At 74.3% G+C, this 18,495-nt stretch carries 21 protein-coding genes, 1 tRNA gene and 2 pseudogenes; 12 read left to right on the plus strand and 12 right to left on the minus strand.

What is annotated here, in order from left to right; translation table 11 throughout:
* Window positions 1-15: 15 nt before the first annotated feature.
* Together F7P10_RS27540 and F7P10_RS27545 are read right to left on the minus strand one after the other, a co-directional pair.
* Entirely contained in the window at window positions 16-984 is a 969-nt protein-coding gene (locus F7P10_RS27540) for a sensor histidine kinase (protein WP_151013582.1), read from the minus strand.
* An 84-nt stretch (window positions 985-1,068) separates the two neighbouring features.
* Window positions 1,069-1,566, minus strand: a complete 498-nt coding sequence (locus tag F7P10_RS27545; protein ID WP_218040156.1) for a TetR family transcriptional regulator — start codon at window positions 1,564-1,566, stop codon at window positions 1,069-1,071.
* Between the two features lie 166 nt (window positions 1,567-1,732).
* On the opposite strand from F7P10_RS27545, the gene F7P10_RS27550 reads away from it, so the two are divergent.
* Window positions 1,733-3,262, plus strand: a complete 1,530-nt coding sequence (locus F7P10_RS27550; protein WP_151013584.1) for an MFS transporter — start codon at window positions 1,733-1,735, stop codon at window positions 3,260-3,262.
* A 43-nt stretch (window positions 3,263-3,305) separates the two neighbouring features.
* A tRNA-Leu gene (locus F7P10_RS27555) sits at window positions 3,306-3,389 on the plus strand.
* A 123-nt stretch (window positions 3,390-3,512) separates the two neighbouring features.
* Here the strand turns inward: F7P10_RS27555 and F7P10_RS45520 are convergent.
* Window positions 3,513-4,016, minus strand: a pseudogene (locus F7P10_RS45520) (PH domain-containing protein); the annotation flags it as partial.
* Between F7P10_RS45520 and F7P10_RS44680 the strand changes: the two are divergent.
* Window positions 3,988-4,164 carry a hypothetical protein gene (locus F7P10_RS44680; RefSeq protein ID WP_254716045.1) on the plus strand — a complete coding sequence of 59 codons (177 nt, stop codon included), beginning with the start codon at window positions 3,988-3,990 and terminating at the stop codon, window positions 4,162-4,164. The pseudogene F7P10_RS45520 and the gene F7P10_RS44680 overlap by 29 nt on opposite strands.
* A 12-nt stretch (window positions 4,165-4,176) precedes the next feature.
* Window positions 4,177-4,377, plus strand: a complete 201-nt coding sequence (locus F7P10_RS44685; protein WP_254716046.1) for a hypothetical protein — start codon at window positions 4,177-4,179, stop codon at window positions 4,375-4,377.
* Between the two features lie 197 nt (window positions 4,378-4,574).
* Here F7P10_RS44685 and F7P10_RS45525 read toward each other — a convergent pair.
* A pseudogene (locus F7P10_RS45525) lies at window positions 4,575-4,709 on the minus strand (hypothetical protein); the annotation flags it as partial.
* 43 nt (window positions 4,710-4,752) lie between these two features.
* Between F7P10_RS45525 and F7P10_RS44690 the strand changes: the two are divergent.
* Window positions 4,753-4,947, plus strand: a complete 195-nt coding sequence (locus F7P10_RS44690) for a hypothetical protein (protein WP_254716047.1) — start codon at window positions 4,753-4,755, stop codon at window positions 4,945-4,947.
* A 10-nt stretch (window positions 4,948-4,957) separates the two neighbouring features.
* Here the strand turns inward: F7P10_RS44690 and F7P10_RS27565 are convergent, their stop codons facing one another.
* Both F7P10_RS27565 and F7P10_RS27570 read right to left on the minus strand, forming a co-directional pair.
* A complete protein-coding gene (locus F7P10_RS27565; protein WP_254716808.1) occupies window positions 4,958-5,434 on the minus strand; it encodes a PH domain-containing protein in 477 nt (158 codons plus the stop codon).
* A 131-nt stretch (window positions 5,435-5,565) separates the two neighbouring features.
* A complete protein-coding gene (locus tag F7P10_RS27570) occupies window positions 5,566-6,189 on the minus strand; it encodes a TetR/AcrR family transcriptional regulator (RefSeq protein WP_151013588.1) in 624 nt (207 codons plus the stop codon).
* A gap of 82 nt (window positions 6,190-6,271) precedes the next feature.
* Between F7P10_RS27570 and F7P10_RS27575 the strand changes: the two genes are divergently transcribed.
* On the plus strand, window positions 6,272-6,877 hold the full coding sequence (locus tag F7P10_RS27575; RefSeq protein ID WP_151013590.1) for a DUF998 domain-containing protein: 606 nt from the start codon (window positions 6,272-6,274) through the stop codon (window positions 6,875-6,877).
* 24 nt (window positions 6,878-6,901) lie between these two features.
* Here F7P10_RS27575 and bcp read toward each other — a convergent pair whose 3' ends face one another.
* Window positions 6,902-7,369: a thioredoxin-dependent thiol peroxidase gene (gene bcp / locus F7P10_RS27580; protein ID WP_218040157.1), complete on the minus strand. Its 468-nt coding sequence runs from the start codon at window positions 7,367-7,369 to the stop codon at window positions 6,902-6,904.
* Between the two features lie 123 nt (window positions 7,370-7,492).
* Here bcp and F7P10_RS27585 point away from each other — a divergent pair, with 123 nt between their 5' ends.
* The gene (locus F7P10_RS27585; protein WP_151013593.1) at window positions 7,493-7,801 is read left to right on the plus strand and encodes a DUF3618 domain-containing protein; all 309 of its coding nucleotides are present in this window, start codon (window positions 7,493-7,495) and stop codon (window positions 7,799-7,801) included.
* Between the two features lie 78 nt (window positions 7,802-7,879).
* Here F7P10_RS27585 and F7P10_RS27590 read toward each other — a convergent pair whose 3' ends face one another.
* The 4 genes from F7P10_RS27590 to F7P10_RS27605 all read right to left on the minus strand — a co-directional run bounded on the left by F7P10_RS27590 (window position 7,880) and on the right by F7P10_RS27605 (window position 12,105).
* Complete coding sequence (locus tag F7P10_RS27590) at window positions 7,880-9,151, minus strand: glycoside hydrolase family 4 (protein WP_151013595.1); 1,272 nt, start codon at window positions 9,149-9,151, stop codon at window positions 7,880-7,882.
* Complete coding sequence (locus F7P10_RS27595; RefSeq protein ID WP_151013597.1) at window positions 9,148-9,828, minus strand: SIMPL domain-containing protein; 681 nt, start codon at window positions 9,826-9,828, stop codon at window positions 9,148-9,150. Before F7P10_RS27595 ends, F7P10_RS27590 begins: the two co-directional genes overlap by 4 nt.
* A gap of 36 nt (window positions 9,829-9,864) precedes the next feature.
* Window positions 9,865-11,049, minus strand: coding sequence for an amino acid deaminase/aldolase (locus tag F7P10_RS27600; RefSeq protein WP_151013599.1), 1,185 nt, complete (start codon window positions 11,047-11,049; stop codon window positions 9,865-9,867).
* A 111-nt stretch (window positions 11,050-11,160) separates the two neighbouring features.
* Entirely contained in the window at window positions 11,161-12,105 is a 945-nt protein-coding gene (locus tag F7P10_RS27605; RefSeq protein ID WP_151013601.1) for a PHB depolymerase family esterase, read from the minus strand.
* 181 nt (window positions 12,106-12,286) lie between these two features.
* Here F7P10_RS27605 and purU point away from each other — a divergent pair, with 181 nt between their 5' ends.
* The 3 genes from purU to F7P10_RS27620 all read left to right on the plus strand — a co-directional run bounded on the left by purU (window position 12,287) and on the right by F7P10_RS27620 (window position 14,439).
* Window positions 12,287-13,135, plus strand: a complete 849-nt coding sequence (purU, locus tag F7P10_RS27610; protein WP_176611678.1) for a formyltetrahydrofolate deformylase — start codon at window positions 12,287-12,289, stop codon at window positions 13,133-13,135.
* A 126-nt stretch (window positions 13,136-13,261) separates the two neighbouring features.
* A complete protein-coding gene (locus tag F7P10_RS27615; RefSeq protein ID WP_151013605.1) occupies window positions 13,262-13,876 on the plus strand; it encodes a DUF6286 domain-containing protein in 615 nt (204 codons plus the stop codon).
* A gap of 11 nt (window positions 13,877-13,887) precedes the next feature.
* The gene (locus F7P10_RS27620) at window positions 13,888-14,439 is read left to right on the plus strand and encodes a hypothetical protein (protein ID WP_151013607.1); all 552 of its coding nucleotides are present in this window, start codon (window positions 13,888-13,890) and stop codon (window positions 14,437-14,439) included.
* 3 nt (window positions 14,440-14,442) lie between these two features.
* On the opposite strand, the gene F7P10_RS27625 is transcribed toward F7P10_RS27620, so the two are convergent.
* Complete coding sequence (locus tag F7P10_RS27625; protein WP_254716048.1) at window positions 14,443-15,918, minus strand: cation:dicarboxylase symporter family transporter; 1,476 nt, start codon at window positions 15,916-15,918, stop codon at window positions 14,443-14,445.
* Window positions 15,919-16,028: 110 nt separating this feature from the next.
* On the opposite strand from F7P10_RS27625, the gene F7P10_RS27630 reads away from it, so the two are divergent.
* Together F7P10_RS27630 and F7P10_RS27635 are read left to right on the plus strand one after the other, a co-directional pair.
* Window positions 16,029-17,699, plus strand: a complete 1,671-nt coding sequence (locus F7P10_RS27630; RefSeq protein WP_254716049.1) for a sensor histidine kinase — start codon at window positions 16,029-16,031, stop codon at window positions 17,697-17,699.
* Window positions 17,696-18,451 (plus strand): response regulator, encoded by a 756-nt coding sequence (locus tag F7P10_RS27635; protein ID WP_151013611.1) that lies wholly within the window; start codon window positions 17,696-17,698, stop codon window positions 18,449-18,451. The genes F7P10_RS27630 and F7P10_RS27635 overlap by 4 nt, the downstream gene beginning before the upstream one ends.
* The last annotated feature ends 44 nt before the right edge of the window (window positions 18,452-18,495 follow it).

Raw genomic sequence — 18,495 nt, forward strand, 5'->3', positions numbered from 1 at the left:
GATGCACGTACTTCATCACCCTCCGTCGCCGGATCCGGGGAGGGCCAGGCGCAGCCGCACCACGGTCCCCGCGGGGCCCGTCCGGATCTGGACGAGCGTGCACAGCAGCCGCACGGCCCACAGCCCGAACCGTCCGCAGGTGCCCGCCTCGTCCCGGCGGGGCGGGACGAGGCCGTGCCCGGCGTCCGGCGGCCACCGGCCGGAATCGGCCACCTCGCAGACGAACGCGGGGGCGCCGTGTGCGACGTCCGTCCACATGCGCAGCACGATGGGCGGGGCGCCGTGCCGTTCCGCGTTCGTGATGATCTCGGTGACGGCGACGAGGAGCCGCTGCATGTCCTCGTCGGGCAGCGGGGTGCGGCGGGCGTACTCGGCGACGTAGGCGCGCAGCCAGTACAGGTCCGGACGGTCGATCTTGAGTTCGTCCGCGTGGGCGGGCGGCGGCGGCAGGGGCTCGCGGTCGCACCGGTCGCTGAAGGCGCGGGGGTCGACGAACCCGGGGTTGCGGACGGTGCGGGCGCCCCGGGCGGTCTCGGGGTGCGTCCGGCGGCCCGCCGCGACGACGCCGGGCGGCAGCGTCGCGGCGTACGGGCACATGATCGCGGCTCCGGTGTCGCGGAACGCGATGTTCGAGATGGCCTCGATCCGCTGCCACTCCAGGACCTCCAGGGGCGCGCGCCGCGCCCACACCGGCTCGCCGAGCAGCCGCAGCCGGCGCCCTTCGCCGGCCATGGCCTCGGCGTCGCTGAGGCAGTCGGCGAGGGTGCGCGAGGGGTGCGCGTACCAGCGGGCCGCGTCGGTGAACTCGACCCGCTCCGCGTCGGTGCCCAGCGCGTCCCGCAGGAGGACCTCCAGGCCGAGCCCGCAGACCACCTGGACGCGGTCGCCCGACTCCAGGCCCTCGCCCAGGAACGGCACGGCGCCGTCGAGGAACTCGTTCACCCCGTCGTACGGCAGTACGCGATGAGTGAAGGTCGCGCTCACGGCGCCCCCAGCGAGTTGTCGATCACGGCGTCACGGATCCCTTCCAGGGTAGGACGCCGGGCCCGTCCGCGCAGGCCCTCTATTTCAGAAGGTGCGCGGCCGGCGGGGCGGGAAGAGGGCGAGGCGCAAGGGCGGGACGTGCCGGGCGACGAATTCATCGGTCGGCATCGAGGCGATCGGGTCGATCGCGAGGATGTACCGGGCGAACACGACCCCGGCGAGCTGGGTGCCGAACGCGGCGGCGCGCCCGGACGCGTCGGGACCGCCGACGTGCGCCGCGACGCGCTCGATCATCTCGTGCCACACGACGTCCTTGAGCAGCCGCGACAGTTCCGGTTCCTGGACGGCCGTGCGCACCAGGAGCGCGAGCGGCGGGCCGGTCGCGGGGTCGTCCCACGCGGCGAGCTGGGCCCGCAGGATCCGTTCGGGCAGGCCGGCGGGGTCGCCGGGCAGCGCGCCCGCCAGCACCTCGGGCGGGTTGGCCAGCAGCCCGACCACCGCGCCGAACAGGCCCTTCTTCGAGCCGAAGAAGTAGCTGATCAGCGCGGCGTCCACGCCCGCCTCGGCGGCGACGGACCGCATCGTCACCTTCGCGTAGCCGTCGGCGAGGAACCGCCGCCGCGCGACCGCGAGGATCTCGTCCCGGGTGTCGGGGAGCCGCGCCGCCGCCCCCGCGATTTATTCATCACGGTTGAAATATAGCCCCGCCGGGGGCCAGATTCGAGGTGTCGCAACGAAGGAGACCGTGATGCGAGCCAAAGAACCCGACACCGTGCACAAGGCCGTGCTGCCCGCCGTGATGCTCTCCCTCGCCACCGTCGTGTCGGCGGTGGCGTCCCTCAACACCGCGCTGCCGTCCCTGGCCCGCGACCTGCGCGCCACGCAGACCGAACTGGCCTGGATCATCGACGCCTACGCGCTGGTCTTCGCCGCCCTCCTGCTGCTCGGCGGCGCCATCGGCGACCGCTACGGCCGCCGCCGCGTCCTCGCGGCCGGGTTGGTGATCTTCGGTGCCGGGTCGGTCGCCGCCGCGTTCGCCGACGACCCCGCCTGGCTGATCGCGATGCGCGGCGTGCTCGGCGTGGGCGCCGCGCTGGTCATGCCCGCGACGCTCTCCACGATCACCGCCACGTTCCCCGCCCGCGAGCGGGCCCGCGCCGTGGGCGCCTGGGCGGGCGTCGCGGGGGCCAGCGCGATCTTCGGGCTGCTGGTCTCCGGCAGCCTCCTCGAACTGTGGTCGTGGCGGTCGGTGTTCTGGATGAACGTCGTGCTCGCCGCCGTCGCGCTCGCCGCCACCCTCGCCGTGGTGCCCGAGTCGGCGGAGCCGGACGCGCCGCGCCTCGACCTCACCGGCGCGCTGCTCACCGTCGCGGGCCTCGGCGCCGGCGTCTACTCGATCATCGAAGCGCCGATGGAGGGCTGGACGAGCGCGCACACCCTCGGCGGCTTCGCCGCGTCGATCGTCCTGCTCGCGGCGTTCGTCGGCTGGGAGACGCGGCGCCCGAACCCGCTGCTGGACCCGCGGCTGTTCCGCATCCCCGCGTTCTCCGCCGCGACCCTCTCGATCACCGTCCAGTTCTTCGCGTTCTTCGGGTTCGTGTTCATCGTCCTGCAGTACCTGCAGATCGTGAAGGGCAACGGGCCGCTGCTCGCGGCGGCGAGCCTGCTCCCGATGGCCGCGGCGCTGATGCCGTCCGCGCGGGTGATCGCGCCCCGGCTCGCCGACCGGCTGGGCCACCGCCGCGTCGTCACCGCCGGGCTGGTCCTGGTGAGCGCCGCGATGGCGACGCTCTCGCTCCTCGACGCCGGCAGCTCGTACTGGCTGCTGCTCACCGCCCTGATCCCGCTCGGCGCCGGGATGGGCCTCGCGATGACCCCCGCCACCGCCGCGATCACCGACGCCGTCCCGGCCGCCAAGCAGGGCGTCGGCTCGGCTGTGAACGACCTGGCCCGCGAGCTGGGCGGCGCGCTCGGCATCGCCGTCCTCGGCAGCGTCCTGCAGTCCGCCTACCGCGCCGACCTCGACCTCGCCGGCGTCCCCGCCCGCGCGGCCGAGCAGGCGGAGTCGTCCCCGGCGGTCGCCGCGCAGCTCGGCCCGCGCATCGCCGAGCAGGCCCGGGACGCCTTCGCGGCGGGCATCGGCACGGCGTTCCTGTACTCGGCGATCATCCTCGCGGTCACCGCCGTCCTCGTCGCGGTCATGCTCCGCGGACGCCCGTCCGGGGCGGCGGCCGGGTCCGGCGAGGCGCCCGCGCGGGACAACTCGATATCGGTGTGAACGTCCGAAGCGATAAGCTGAGCGCGCCCCCTCGCGGGGGCGCGCGGGCGTGGCGGAGTAGGTATACGCGGCAGGTTTAGGTCCTGTTGGTGGAGACACCGTGGGGGTTCGAGTCCCCCCGCCCGCACCCGGTTCCCTCACCGTCCCGGACCGTGACGAACGGGTCGAGCAGGCCCGGTGCGGCCCGGACGGCGAACGCCACGCTCGCGTCCCGGCCGATGTCGGGCGCGACGTAGCCGCCCTCGCCCGCCGCCGTCATCGCCGCGACCGTCCGCAGGCCGAGCCGGCGCTGCAGCAGGGACTCGCGGACCACGATCGTGCTGACGGCCGACCGCCGCAGCGCGGTGGTGGAGCGGGTCACGAGGCCGGAGCGGGTGACGAGGTAGGGGCCGCAGATCGCGTGGCCGAGCGACCGGTAGGCGACGGCGGCCGCGCCGAGCGCGCACGGCCAGAACGCGGCGGCGGCCCAGACCGCGGTGGCCGGGACGGCGCCGGTCGCGGCGAGCCGGGCCAGGACGAGCGCGAGGACGCCCGCGACGATGGTGGCCCACACGAGGCGGCGGCGCAGCGCGGCACGCGGATGGCGTTCGAGCGCGGTCTCCAGGGGGTTCGCCCCGGTGTCCGGCGCGCCGAGGACCCGGCCCGCCACCCGGCGGGCCACCGCCACGGGGCCGCGCGGCAGGATGTCGGCCGGTTGCGACATCGCCCACACCGACAGCCCCGTCGTGACGACGCGGGTGTCGCTGATCCCCATCCAGAGCCAGAGGATCGGCTGGGAGATCTGGGCGCCCCGGATCCGGTTCTCGTCCCGGTTGACCTCGCGGGTGGTGAACATCCCCCGCCGGGTCCGCAGCAGCGTGCCGTCCCGGCCCTGGACGCGGGCCAGCTCGAAGTTCCAGTAGTCGGTGAAGTACGTGACGGCGAGGCCGAGCACCCCGACGGCGCTGACGGCGGCGAAGGCGAGGACGATCGTCCGCAGCCGGTCGGCGCCCGTCCCGTCGAGCAGCCCCGAAGCCGAGCCGGCGACGTCCACCCCGAAGCCGCTCAGCAGCCAGCCGCCGCCCCAGGCGAGCCCGGCGACGATCACGTACGCCCAGAAGTTGAACATGTTGTAGACGACCCAGCGGGGTTGGAAGCGGGCGAACACCGCGATCGGGGCGTCCGGGTCGGGGGCCTCCGAGGGCTCGTCGTCCGTTCGCTCGGGGGGCCGCCGGGCTTCGGGGACGCCGGGCGCCGGGCCGTCCGCCGGGAGCAGCAGGCGCCGCAGCGCACGCGCGTCCGCGATGGAGACCGCGTCGAGCGTCAGGGCGGACTCGCCGGCGGCCGACTGCTGCCCGGCGCCGATCTTCACCACCCGCAGGCCGGCGAGCCGGTGCCGGATCCTGGCCTCGAGATCGACGCTGCGGACGCGGTCGCGCTGGATCGAGCGGTGCACGCGCTTGACCACGCCGGTCTTGAGTTCGACGTGCGACGGGGTGATCCGGTAGCGGGTGAACGCCCAGCGCAGCGCGTCGGCGCCCGCGCCGATCAGCCCGAACGCGGCGACGCCGAGCAGCGGCCACGTCCCGTCCGAGCCGGGGTCGACGCCGAAAACCCAGATGGAGACCGCGGCGGGCAGGAGCGACAGCACGCTGCGGGCGAGGTCGATCCAGGTCACCCGGACGTGCAGCCGCCGCCACTCGTGACCGGGCGCGGTCATGTCGCGTCACCCGGCGTGGCCTGGGCGATCCGCGTGAGCCGCTCGGCGACGCGGGCGGCGGTCTCCCGGTCCAGGCCGCCGATGTCGATGGCGCCCCGGGACGAGGCGGTCGTGACGCGCAGCGTCGAGAGCCCGAGGAGCTGCTCGATGGGCCCCTGCACGGCGTCGACGGTCTGTACCCGGGAGAGCGGCGCCACCCGCCACTCCCGCACCAGCCAGCCGGTCCGGGCGTACACGGCCTGGTCGGTGGTCTCCCAGCGGTGCACCCGGTAGCGCCACAGCGGTTCGACGAGCAGGCCCGCGAGCAGGAGGACCGCCAGGGCCCCGACGAGCAGGACGAGCCATGGACGCGCGGGCGTCCAGAGCGCGTACGCGACGACCGACCCGGCGAGGAGCGGCCCGGACACGGCGAGCGACTGCAGCATCCACCACCCGATGGCGCGGCGCTCGACCCGGTGCCGCGGCGGCCGCAGCGTGACCGCCCGCGCGTCCGCCTCCGCCGCCGTCCCCGCGTCGGCCCCCGCCGCCCGGGCGTCGGCCTCCGCCGCCCGCGCGTCGGCCCCCGGCACGTCCGTTGCCGGCTGATCCGTCACCGGTCGGTCGGTCATCGTCGGCCCCCGATCGCGTGGTCGATGAAGTCGAGCAGGACGGTGGTCTGGCCCGGCAGGTCGACGCCGTCGTCGTAGGCCCAGGAGGCGAGGACGCCGTCGGTGCTGCGCAGGATGATGTTCGCGACCCCGCGCGGGTCGAACTCGCGGAACTCGCCGTCCCGCTGGCCGCGGGCGAGGATCTCGGCGAGCGCGTCGACCTCCTCGGCCAGGTCGGCGGCGTAGGCGGGGGTCCCGTCCGGGTCGCGATGGCCGGCCACGATCTCGCTCATCGCCAGGAACTCCGTCCGGTGCGCGCCGAAGAACTCGAGCTGCGCGCCGATCCACGCCCGGACCTGTCCCGCGGCGGTGGTCTCCGCCTCGATCCGGGCCTCCATGTGCTGCCAGACCCGCTCGAAGAGGCGTGCCGTGACGAGGCGCAGGATCTCGTCCTTGCCGCTGAAGTGGTACGTGATCACGCTCTTGCTGATCCCGGCCTTCTCGGCGATCCGCGAGAACGAGGTGCTCGCGTAGCCGACCTCGGCGGCGACCTCGGCGGCCGCCGTCATGATCTGCTCGCGCCGCGCCTCCTCGATGAACGACCGCCGTTTCCGGTCGGCCGTCCCAGTTTCCGAACCCATGGGCTGATTCTAGTCCGATTGGACTAATATCCACACGCATGGACGGAAAACAGGGTGAACGTACGGCGGGGCGGGGCCGGGCGTGACCGCGGCGCTGTGGGCGGGGACGGCGGGTGCGTGGGCGTTCGTCGCGGTGTTCGTGCTGGACGGCTGGACGCGGCCCGGCTACCGGCCGGTGCGGCACCCGGTCAGCGCGCTCGCGCTCGGTTCGCGCGGCGGGGTGCAGGCCGCGAACTTCGTGGTGTGCGGCCTGGCGGTCATGGCGGGGGCGGTCGCCGTGGCGGGACGGCCGGACGGCGCCGTCCTCGCGGTGGCGATCGGGGTGTTCGGCGCCTCGCTCGTGGCGTCGGGGGTGTTCCCCATGGACGCCATGCGCGGCTATCCCCCGGGGACCCCCGACGAGACCCCGGAGGAGGTGTCCTTGCGCCACCGGGCCCACGACTGGGCGGGTGTGGCGGTCTTCACATCGCTGCCCGTCGCGGCGTTCGCGGCGGCGTTCGCCGTGCCGGATCCGGGCTGGAAGTGGTACTCGGGCCTGACCGGCGCCGCCCTCCTCGCCGGCTTCTTCGCGTTCGGGCAGGCGTGGGAGACCGACTCGCGGTACGCGGGCCTGGTGCAGCGCGCGGTGATCATCGTCGGCTGGCTCTGGCTGGGGATGCTGTTCGCGTACGCGGCCACGGCCGGGTGAGGGGCCCGCGGAGCGGCCGGGAGGTCAGACGGACAGGTCGCGGCGGAGGCGCTCCACGTGGCCGGTGGCCTTCACGTTGTAGTACGCCTTCTCGACCTTGCCTTCGGCGTCGATGACGAAGGTCGAGCGGATCACCCCGACCACGACCTTGCCGTACAGCTTCTTCTCCCCGTAGGCGCCGTAGGCCTTCAGCACCGCGTTCTCCGGGTCGGACAGCAGCGGGAACGTCAGGCCCTCCTTCTCCCGGAACTTCGCCAGCTTGGCGGGCTTGTCGGGGGAGATGCCGACGACGGTGACGCCCGCCGGCTCCAGCTCCTCGAGGCTGCTCTGGAAGTCGACGGACTCCTTGGTGCAGCCGGGCGTCATCGCGGCCGGGTAGAAGTACAGGATCACGCGCCCGCCGCGCAGCGACGACAGCGACACCGGGTTCTCGTCGGCGTCGGGAAGCTCGAATTCGGGGGCGTCGTCCCCCGGCTGCAGCCGCTCGGACACGTGATCCGCCTTTCGCTCGGGAAATGCCTCCAACCGTACCGGGTGGGTGTGTCGGGCGTTCGCGGGCGAGACCTGCAACACTGTTCGGATCATGCGTCGACCGACATGGTGAGGACACACGGCATGGCTGACAGGGGCCGCGACCCGGAGCAAGTGGAGCGGGAGATCGAGCGCACCCGCGCGGAGCTCGCGCGCAACATCGACGAGCTCGCGGACCGGCTCAACCCGAAGCACGTCGCCCAGCGGGGAACCGAGCGGCTGAAGGAGGAGGCCGGGATCGTCGCGCAGGCGATGGGCTCGCTCGTCCGTCCCGCCGAGGGCGAGGACGGCGAACCGGGCCGGATCGACCAGCGGGTCGTGCTGGCCGGGGTCGGCACGGCCGTCGCGCTGACCGCGCTGGTCCTGTGGCGCCGGAGCCGCAAGCGCCGCTGAACCCGCCTCCGGTCCCCGAGGCGCCGTCCGCCCCCGCGGCCGGCGCCTCTCGCTTTTCCGGGAGACCTCCGCCCCGCGTCAGCGGAACTGGGGAAGGTGCGCGCGGTGCGCGGCGAGGCCCTCGTCGAGGATCCGCTCGGCCGTGTGCTTGGACCGGACGAACGGGTGCGCCATCAGCGCCCGCAGCGCCGTGCGGCGGTCGCCGGTGACGGCCGCGTCCGACGCGAGCCGCTCGTAGGCGTGGATCGCCTGCGTGAGCCCGCGGACGGGCGCGGGCAGCGCGCCCATCGTGAGCGGGACGGGACCGGACCGGCCGACGATCGCGGGGACCTCGACGATCGCGTCGTCGTCGAGGGAGGCGACCGCGCCGCCGTTGCGGGTGTTGACGATCATGCGGCGGCCCTCGTCGCGGTGCAGGGCGCAGATGACGTCGACCGCGAACTCGCCGTGCTCGCCGCCGCCGCGCTCGCGGGACGGGTCGGGGTCCGGGCGGCGCGACTCGGCGTCGACCCGCTCGTAGTAGGCGGGGAGCGTCGCGAGGATGTCCTGGGCGCGCGTCGTCCCCTTCGCCCGGAGTTCCGCCACGACCTCGTCGTGGAAGAAGTAGTACTTCGCGTACGAGTTCGGCAGGAAGCCGAGGGCGCGGGCGAGTTCGGCCATCCGGGACGGGTCGCGCCACGGGGTGGCGCCGCCGCCCGGCACCGCCAGGCCGTCGAGCAGGGACGGCAGGTCGAGTTCGGCACCGTCGAGCCGGACGCGCGACGCCCACGTCGCGTGGTTCAGGCCCGTCCAGTCGGCTTCGAGGCGCTCGACGGGGAGGCCGAGGAGATCGGCCCACATCTCGGTGTCGCCGGCGAACTGGTCGCACAGGCCGATGACGCGGGCGCCCGTCGCGCGGGCGACGGCGTCGGTCACGACGTTCGTCGGGTTCGTGTAGTTGACGATCCACGCGTCCGGGGGCGCGGCGGCGGCGATCTCGAGGAGGACCGGGACGGAGCGCAGCGCCATCAGGAACCCGCCGGGCCCCGCGGTCTCCTGCCCGACGACGCCGTGCTTCAGCGGGATCGACTCGTCCAGGTGCCGGGCGGCGAGCCCGCCGGGCCGGAACGTCGTGAAGACGTAGGAGGCGCCGTCGAGGGCCGGTTCGAGGTCGGTGTGCGCGGTGACGGTGAGGGACGCACCGCGCGCGGCGAACATGTTCCGGGCGAGGCGTGCCATGACGTCCAGGTGCGGGGCGTCGATGTCGTGGCAGGCGAGCTCGGTGCCCGCGAGGTCGTCGGCGCGGTGCAGCAGGCCGCGGATGACGCCCGGCATGTAGCCGCTGCCGGCGCCGATGATGGCGATCTTCACGCGGGTCCCGCGTCCAGGTCGGGGGCGGTCGCGGTGAAGCGGGCCTCCACGGCCGCGCGGACGGTCTGCACGGCGGGTTCGAGGTCGATCGGCTCGGGCTCGCCGCCGGCTTCGGCGGAGCCGAACGCGGCGGCCAGCCGGACCGGGGCCGGACCGCCGGTGTCGGCGCGGCCGAGGCCCTCGTCCGACAGCTCGACCAGGCCGGTGAGCCGGGCGCCGAGCGCGTCCGCGTAGCTGCGCGCGCGGGCGACGGCCTCCTGCGCGGCCTGCCGGGCGGCCCGCGCGTACACCTCGCTGTCGCGCCGCAGGTCCCAGTCGGGGCCGTGGACGTAGGTGCGCTCGAGGTCGCCGAGCCGGGTGACCAGCTCACCGAGGACGGCGAAGTCGGCGACGACGGGCTTGATCCAGACGGTGCCCTGGTAGGCGCGGACGTCGCCCTCGCGCCGCTTGTACTTCAGCAGCGGGGTGATCGACAGGCCGCCGGTCTCGAGCCGCTCGATCGCGTCGCCGTAGGAGCGGATCAGCTCCAGGCAGCGCTCGTTGCGCTCGACGAGCCGGTCGAGGGCCCGGCGGCGGTCGCCCTCCTGCGACTGGACGTGCACCGAAAGCCGGGCGATCTCGGGCTCGACCTCCAGCACCGCCTCGCCGCGCACGCTGATGACGGGTGCGTCGCTCATACCCGCCAACCTAACCGCTCGGCGCCGCGACCGGTGCTAGAGGAAGGTGCGGCCCTCGCCCCGGTAGGTCGGGACGGTACGGACGAACCGGTCGCCGTCGATCAGGTGCACCGCGTCGAACCGCTCGCACAGCTCGCCGGCCTTGGTGTGCCGGAACCAGACGCGGTCGCCGATCTCCAGCCCGTCCGCGGCGCGGCCGAGCAGCGGCGTCTGCACCTCCCCGGCGCCCTCGGTGGAGGAGTACGCCAGGCCGGTCGGCAGGTAGGGGACGGGCAGCCGGATCGCGTCGCCGGGCCCGGACGCCAGGTAGCCGCCGCCGAGGCAGGTCACGACGCCGGGGCCGGGCCGCCGCACCACGGGGAGGGCGAACAGCGCGGCGGGCCGTCCGCTGAAGTTGGAGTACTGATCGAACAGGTGCGGGTGGTAGAGCCCCGACCCGGCGGCGACCTCGGTGACGGCGCGCTCGGCGACGGTCTTCTCGACGCTGCCGGTGCCGCCGCCGTTGACGAACTCCAGGTCCGTGAGGTTCCGGACGGCCCGGACGATCGCCGCGCGCCGCCGCGCGAGCTCCAGCCGGGACCGCCGCTGCATGGCGGCGATGACGCGGCCGCGCGCGGGGCGTCCGGGCGGCAGGTCGCCGACGCCCGCGATCTGCGACTCGTAGGCCATCAGCCCGACCAGTTCGAGGCCGGGACGCTTGAGGATCGTCTCGGCGAACGCGGCGACGTCGGCCGCGGTGCGCAGCGGGGAGCGCAGCGCGCCGATCCGGACCCGCGCGCCGAGCGGGCGGTAGGAGGCGTCGACGTCGATGCAGACGCGGACGCGGCGGTTCCCGGCGGCCCGCTCGATCATGTCGAGGTGCTCGGGGCAGTCGACCATGAGCGTGACGGCGCGGGCGGCGCGCTCGTTCGCGGCGAGTTCGGCGATGGCGGTGCGGTCGGCGGTGGGGTAGGCGACGAGGATGTCGTCGGCGACGCCCTCGGCGGCGAGCCACAGCGCCTCGGGCAGCGTGTACGCCATGATCCCGGCGAAGCCGTCGGTCGCGAGGACGTCCTCCAGCAGGGCGCGGCAGCGGACCGACTTGCTCGCCACCCGGATCGGCTTCCCGGCGGCGCGGCGGACGAGGTCGGCGGCGTTGGCGCGGAAGGCCGCGAGGTCGACGACGGCGAACGGCGCCTCGAGCGCGGCCGTCGCGGCGTCGTAGCGGTCCCGGAGGTTCATGGGGCCAACACTGCCATATCGGCGGGAAATGTGAAAACCTCTCACATCAAGTTCGTGGGCCTGGTCAGGCCGCCCGTCAGGGCACGGGCGGCCCGCGCGGCAGCCCGCGCGTCAGCCCGCGCGCGGATGGTCCGCGAAGAACTCCCACAACCGCTCGCTGGCGCCGGACGGCCACTCGTGCGTCCCGCCGGCGATCGTGCAGAACGCCACCGAGACCCCGCCCGAGCCCTTGCCGGTGCTCTCGCACTTCCCGTTGTCGCCGAGGCCGCCGGCGTCCTCGCGCAGCTCGGGCAGCCCGGCGCGCTTCCGCCAGAAGTCGACGGCCTCCGACACCGGCGGGAACGGCCGCTTGTCGTTGAAGTCGCGGTCGCCGCCGCCCTTGAACGGGACGTTCCCGTCCGCGGTGCCGTGCACGATCATCGCCGACACCGGCTTCGCGGGGTCGCACTCGGTGACGAGCGCGCCCTCGACCGCGCCGATCGCCGCGACCATGTCCGGCTTCTGGCAGGCGAACCTGTACGCCATCCCGGCGCCGTTGGAGAACCCGGTCACGTACACGCGGTCGGGGTCGGCGAGGCCCGCCTCCGTCAGCTTGGTGATCAGCTCGGACAGGAACTGGACGTCGTCGAGGTCGCCGACCTTCGCGGCGCCGCAGCAGTCGCCCGCGTTCCACGTGGTCATGAACCCGTTCGGGTAGGCGACGAGGAAGCCCTCCTCGTCCGACAGCCCGCTGAAGCCCGTCCGCTCCTCGGCCTTGTTCATGTCCGCGAGCCCGCCGTGCAGGGCGAGGACGAGCGGGGGCGGATCGGCGGGCCTGCCGTCCTCCCACTCCCCGTCGGCGACCTTCGGCGGAACGTGCAGCAGGTACTCGCGGTGGCCGAACGCGTCCACCTTGAGCTTCTGCTTGTGCGTGCCCGCGTCGGTCGGGACGCCGTCCACCTTCGCCGGGCGGCCGCCCTTCCCCGGCTCGCCGCCGTCGCCTCCGCCGTCGCCGCCGTCCGTGCAGCCCGACAGGACGAGGGAGACCGCCACCACCACGAGCAGGATTCGCCGCATGGCAGGCAAAGTAACCTTAAATCGCGGCAATAAACTACTAACGGGTAGTAATCTCTCGCGCCGCCAGGAACCGCACGGACCCGCCCGGACGCGCCCGGGACCTGCGGGGATCGGGTCCGGCCGGGGCCGCCCCCGCGTAAGCTCGGGACCGAAGCGCCGCATCGTCGCCGAGAGTGAGACCGTGAAGCAGTACGTCCTGACCCTGTCGTGCCCCGACCGGCCCGGAATCGTCGCCGCGGTCTCCGGGCTGCTCGCCGAGCGCGGGTGCAACATCGTGGAGAGCCAGCAGTTCGGCGACCCCGAGACCGGCACCTTCTTCATGCGCGTCCAGTTCGGCGCGCTCCCGGACACCGACCCCGACGAGCTGCGCGGCGCGTTCGCGTCGCTGGTGCCCGAGCTGGGGCTGGACTGGAAGCTGCACGACCTCGCCGAGCGGCAGCGCGTGCTGATCATGGTGTCGAAGGGCGGGCACTGCCTGAACGACCTGCTGTACCGGCACCGGTCCGGGCTGCTGGACATCGACGTCGTCGCGGTCGCCTCCAACCACCCCGACCTGCGGCCGCTCACCCAGTCGCACGGGATCGACTACCACCACCTGCCGGTCGGGTCCGGTGGCAAGGCCGCCCAGGAGGCCGAGATCCTCGCCCTGGTCGAGCACTACCGCGCCGACCTGGTCGTCCTCGCCCGCTACATGCAGATCCTCTCGGACGACCTCTGCGCCAAGCTGCCCGGCCGGATCATCAACATCCACCACTCCTTCCTGCCGAGCTTCAAGGGCGCCCGCCCCTACCACCAGGCGCACGCCCGCGGCGTCAAGGTGATCGGCGCGACCGCCCACTACGTCACCGCCGACCTGGACGAGGGGCCGATCATCGAGCAGGAGGTCGCGCGCGTCGACCACGCCCACAGCCCCGAGGAGCTCGTGGCCGTGGGGCGGGACGTCGAGTGCCTCGCGCTCGCCCGCGCCGTCCGGTGGCACGCGGAGCACCGCGTCCTGCTCAACGGCGACCGGACGGTCGTCTTCCGCTGACCCGGGACCGGCCCCCGATCGACGATCTTGCGCTGACGTGCGCAAATGTCGGCATGGCGTGTTTCACTCCCGGTGATGATCGGTCACGATGAGCTACGAAGTCCGACGTGGCTCACGGGGGTGGGTATGACCGAGACCCTGGTCAAGGACCTGATTCGGGAAGAGCAGAACGAGCGGCGGGCGCGGCGGCTCGCCGTCCGCGAGTTCCGGCCGCGCCGGGCCGTCGCCGGCCTCACCGCCGCGCTGCTGCTCACCGGGCTCGGCGGCGTCGCGGCCGTCGAGCTGCTGGCGGCGGCCCTCGGCTCCGGAGTGCACCCGATCCCCGGCGCGGGCGCCGTCGTGGACGCGCTGCACCGGCTGCCGTGGCGCGACCCCGTCGTGGCGGGCGGCGCCGCGGGGACCGCCGCGCTCGGGCTCGCGCTCGTCCTCGCCGGGTTGCCCGGACGGCTGCGCGCCGTCCCGCTGGCCGGTGCCGACGCCCGGCTCGCCGGCGGCCTCACCCGCGGCGACCTGCGGCGGACGGTCACCGACGCGGCCCTCGGGGTACCGGGCATCGAACGCGCGCACGTCCGCGGCGCCGGCGTCCTGCGGCGGCGGATGACGGTGCGCGTCGCGACGCCGTACCACAACCCCGCCAACCTGGCGGACCTGGTGGCCGACGCCGTCGGCGAGCGGCTGGACGCGATCGAGCCGATGCGGCGCCCGCCGGTGGACGTCCGCGTCGGCTACCGCCGGGGCTGAGGGAGGAACGCATGCGGATCGCGATCGCGGCGACCGGGACCGTGCTGCTGGGCTGCGGCGCGGCGGCGCTCGCCCTCGGGCTCGGCGCCTTCGGCCTGGCGGACTCGCCGCCCTTCCATCCGGCGCTGGTGGCGTTCGCCACCGAGAGCCTCTGGTTCCTGCCGGTGCTGACCGGCGTCGCGGAGGCGGCGGCGCTCGGCGGCCAGCTGTGGCTGATCATGCAGGTCCGGTCGGCCGTCCAGCAGTGGCGGCCCGACCTGGACGCCCGGACGCGCGAACGCGCGCGGGAGGCGGCGGGCGATCTCGTCGCCGACGTGCGGAGCCTGCCGGGCGTCCAGGACGTGCGGATCCGGCTGACCGGCAGCGTGCACCGGCCGCGGCTGCGGATGACGGTGGTGTGCGCGGGCGACGCCGTGCTGGGCGAGGTGTACGGGGAGCTGGGCGCCGGACCGGTGGAGCGGTACCGGCGGGCGGTCGGGATGCCCGACCTGCCCGCCGTGATCCGGTTCCGGCTGACGTTCCCCCGCCCCCGCCGGCGCCGCCCGCGCCTGGAGACGGCCTGAGCGTCAGCTCTTGGCGGTGCCGACGGCGGCCGTCTCCTCGCCGGGGGCGCCGCTCTCGGCGTCCGGCGCCCCCTGGTTCCCGGCGTCCACCGCGTCCCGCGCGGTGCCGCCGTCCGGACGGTCCCCGCCGCCGTGCCTGCTGCCTTGGCCGTCGCTGTGCCCGCCGCCGTGGGCGTCGTCGAGCATCGTCGCCTCGTCGAACGGGTCGTCCCCGGCGAGGACGCGGCGGGCCTTCACCGCGTCGAACTCGCGGGTCCACACGCCGATGACGACGGTCGCGACGGCGTTGCCCGCGAAGTTCGTCAGGGCGCGGGCCTCGGACATGAAGCGGTCGATGCCGACGATGAAGCCGACGCCGTCCACCAGTTCGGGCTTGTGCGACTGGAGGCCGCCCGCGAGGGTGGCGAGGCCGGCGCCGGTGACGCCCGCCGCGCCCTTCGAGGCGATGATCATGAAGAGCAGCAGCGGGATCTGGTCGCCGACCGACAGCGGCTGGTCCTGCGCCGACGCGATGAACAGCGTGGCCATGGTCAGGTAGATGGCGGTGCCGTCGAGGTTGAAGGAGTAGCCGGTCGGGACGGTGATGCCGACGACCGGGCGGCTGATCCCGAGGTGCTCCATCTTGGCGATGAGGCGGGGCAGCGCCGACTCCGACGAGGACGTCGACAGGATCAGCAGGAACTCGCGGGCGAGGTAGCGCAGCAGCGTGAACACGTTGATCCGCGCGACCGCCCACAGCACCGCGCCGAGGATCACGAAGACGAACACCACGCAGGTGATGTAGAAGCCGACCATGATGACGGCGAGGCTGCGCAGCGCGTCCCAGCCGCTGGAGCCGACGACGGCGGCGATCGCGCCGAACGCGCCGACCGGCGCGGCCCACATGATCATGGCGAGCACGCGGAAGACGAGCTTCTGCAGGTGCTCGATCCCGCGCAGGATCGGGGCGCCCGCCGGGCCGAGCTGCTGCAGCGCGAAACCGACCAGCAGGGCGACCAGCAGCGTCTGCAGGACCTCGCCCGTGGTCAGCGCCGACACGAGGGTCTCGGGGACGATCCCGAGCAGGAAGTCGACGGTGCCCTCACCGCCCTCGGCCTGCTCGTGCGCCGACGACACACTGGACGGGTCGAGGTGCATGTTCTCGCCCGGGTGCAGCATGTTGCCGACGACCAGGCCGATCGTCAGCGCGAACGTCGACATCAGCAGGAAGTAGCCGATGGTGATGACGCCGACCTTGCCGACGCTGGCCGCGCGGGCGACCGAGCCGACGCCGAGCACGATCGTGCAGAAGATGACCGGCGCGATCATCATCTTGATCAGTTTGACGAAGGCCTCGCCGATCGGCTTCAGTTCGACCGCGAAGTCCGGCGCCGCGATCCCGACGGCGGCACCGGCGACCACGGCCGCGATGACCGCGAGATACAGGTAGTGAATACGGTCCTTGCGCTTGGGGCTCGCTGGGGCGGGGGTGGTGGTCAAAACCGTCTCCTTAGTGCTCGACCGGCGGGCACACTATGCGCGCGGCCTGTGACCCCAGTCACGTTTGTGTACATTTCGTTCACGTGTCGGGCAGCGGAGGTTTTCGGAAGGTGAAGGCGCTGGCCTCGGCGTCGATCGGGCGCTGGAGCGTCGCGCGGCGCCTGCTCGTGCTGCAGGCGGTCGTCGTCGGCCTGCTCGTCGTCGTCGGCACCGCCCTGGCGGGGCTGGACGCGCGCCGCGCCGCGCACGACCGCGCGGAGCAGACCGTCACGGCCGTGGCCGAGAGCATCGCCGACTCCCCGGCCCTGCGCGCCGCGCTCGAGCAGCCGGACCCGACGCCGGTCCTGCAGCCCTACACCGAGCTGATCAGGCACGACACCGGCATCGACTTCATCACGATCATGGCGCCGGACGGCACCCGCTACACCCATCCGGAGCCCGCGCGGATCGGCGGCCGGTTCGTCGGCAACACCGGCCCCGCGCTCGCCGGGCGCACGTTCAGCGAGACCTACACCGGGACGCTCGGGCCGTCCGTCCGGACGGTCGCGCCCGTGTTCGGGGACCGGAACCGCGTGGTGGCGCTGGTCGCGGTCGGCATCACGGTGCGGGAGATCTCGGCGGAGTTCCGGGAGCGGCTCGCCTCGCTCGGCCTGGTCGCGATCGCGGTGCTGGGCGTCGGGATCGGCGGCAGCTACCTGATCTCGGCGCGGCTGCGCCGCCAGACGCGCGGCGCCGCACCGGACGAGCTGCGCGAGATGTTCGACTACTACGAGGCGATCCTGCACGCCGTCCGGGAAGGGCTCCTGCTCACCGACCGGGAGGGACGGGTCGTGCTGTACAACGACGCGGCCCGCGACCTGCTCGGCCTGCCGCCGCCCGGTGCGGTGCGCGGCCTCCCCGCGGACGGGATCGGGCTGCCGGACGCGCTGGCCGCGGCGCTCGTGTCGGCCGAGCCGCGGTCGGACGAGATCCACGTGGGGGACACGCGGGTCCTGGTCGTGAACACCTCGCCCGTCCGGTCCGGGAACGGGGGGAGCGACGGCGTGTACATGGGCAACGTCGTGACGCTGCGCGACCACACCGAGCTGCAGGGGCTCACCGGCGAGCTGGACACCGTGCGGGGGTTCGCCGAGTCGCTGCGCTCGCAGGCGCACGAGGCGGCGAACCGGCTGCACACGGTGGTGTCGCTGGTGGAGCTGGGACGTCCGGAGCAGGCCGTGGAGTTCGCGACGTCGGAGCTGGCGGCCGCGCAGCGGCTCACCGACCGGGTCGTCGGCGCGGTCGGCGAGCCGGTGCTGGCGGCGCTGCTGCTCGGCAAGTCCGCCGAGGCCGCCGAGCGCGGCGCCGAGCTGGATCTGGGCGCCGGGTCGGCGCTGGACGGCCCCGCGGGCGGGATCGAGCCGCGCGACCTCGTCACGATCCTCGGCAACCTGATCGACAACGCGGTGGACGCCGCGATCGCCGGGGCGGACCGGCGGCCGCCGCGCGTGACCGTCACCGTGCGGGCGGAGCCGGACGAGCTGGTGCTGACGGTCGCCGACAGCGGGGCGGGCGTGGACCCGGCGACCGTCCCGGACCTGTTCCGGCGCGGCTGGACGACCAAGGGCGACGGCGGCGACGCGGCCGGGCGCGGGCTCGGGCTCGCGCTGGCCGGGCAGGCGGTCCGGCGCAACGGGGGGACGATCGAGGTGGACGGCGGGCGTGCCGAGGGGGACGGCGGCGGGGCGGAGTTCACGGTCCGGCTGCCGGTCCGGGTCCGGACGGGGGAGAAGGTGCGATGAGCGGAGCGAACGGCGGCGCGGGCGGAGCGAACGGCGGCGCGGGCGGAGCGAACGGCGGCGCGGGGATCCGGGTGCTGGTGGTGGAGGACGAGCGCGTCGCGGCGGAGGCCCACCGCGTCTACGTGGAGCGGGTCCCCGGATTCGAGGTGGCCGGCGTGGTGCACTCGGGCGCGGACGCGCTGCGGTTCTGCCGCGCCGAGGCCGTCGACCTCGTCCTGCTGGACTTCTACCTGCCGGACACGCACGGCCTCACCGTGTGCCGCGCGCTGCGCGCCGAGGGCCGCGACGTGGACGTCCTCGCCGTGACGTCCGCGCGGGACCTCACCGTCATCCGGTCGGCGGTGTCGGCGGGGATCGTCCAGTACCTGCTGAAGCCGTTCACGTTCGCGTCGCTGCGGGAGCGGCTCGAACGGTACGCGCGGTTCCGGGACCAGACGGCGCGGGACGGCGAGGTCGCGGGGCAGGCGGACGTGGACGGGATGCTCGCCGCGCTGCGCACCCCCGGGCAGCCGACGCTGCCGAAGGGGATGAGCGGCGAGACGCTCGAGCGGGTCAGCGCGGCGCTGGCGGGGGCGGCGGACGGGCTCTCGGCCGCGGCCGTGGCCGACCGGACGGGCGTGTCCCGCGTCACCGCCCGCCGCTACCTGGAGTACCTCGCGGACAACGGACTCGCCGCCCGCCGCCCCCATTACGGGCAGATCGGACGCCCCGAGGTGCGTTTCCATCCCGAGCGGCGGCGGGCCACCGGGTAGAACGGGCGTGACTCGGGGTACCACTGGGAGCGAAGGTTCGTCAG

The sequence above is a fragment of the Actinomadura sp. WMMB 499 genome, assembly GCF_008824145.1.
In the GTDB taxonomy this organism is placed as follows: domain Bacteria; phylum Actinomycetota; class Actinomycetes; order Streptosporangiales; family Streptosporangiaceae; genus Spirillospora.